Consider the following 341-nt stretch of genomic DNA (forward strand, 5'->3'; position numbering starts at 1 on the left):
GGGAGGAACAGACCATGCCGCAGACGTTCATCGTGGACCAGGCCGCGACTTTCCAGGCGGTTGCCTTCCTGGGCGCGGAGCCCCGGATTGAGTTCGGCACGCGGGACAAGCAGGAGACGACCAAGGAAGCCCGTACGCACTCCGGTGGGCTTCCGAAGCGGTTCCACAACGATGCGTGTCGCAAGCGGGCTCTGCGTGCCTCTCAGCGGTCTACCGACCCTGTTGCCGGGCGTGCCGGTCCCGGGGTGCCGCGCGCGGGCGGGACGCAGGAGCGCGCGGCAGGCGGCCCGGGTTTGGCCGCCGGCCCCGGGGCCGGTTTGCCCGGTTCAGGCCACCCGGAT

General features: G+C 71.6%; 1 protein-coding gene. It reads left to right on the plus strand.

Features of this window, described 5'->3' with window-relative positions; translation table 11 throughout:
• Positions 1-14: 14 nt before the first annotated feature.
• On the plus strand, positions 15-341 hold a 327-nt coding region (locus tag E1182_RS31835), incomplete at its 3' end, for a hypothetical protein (protein ID WP_207921592.1).

This window comes from Micromonospora sp. KC721 (assembly GCF_004348355.1).
Lineage (GTDB): Bacteria > Actinomycetota > Actinomycetes > Mycobacteriales > Micromonosporaceae > Micromonospora.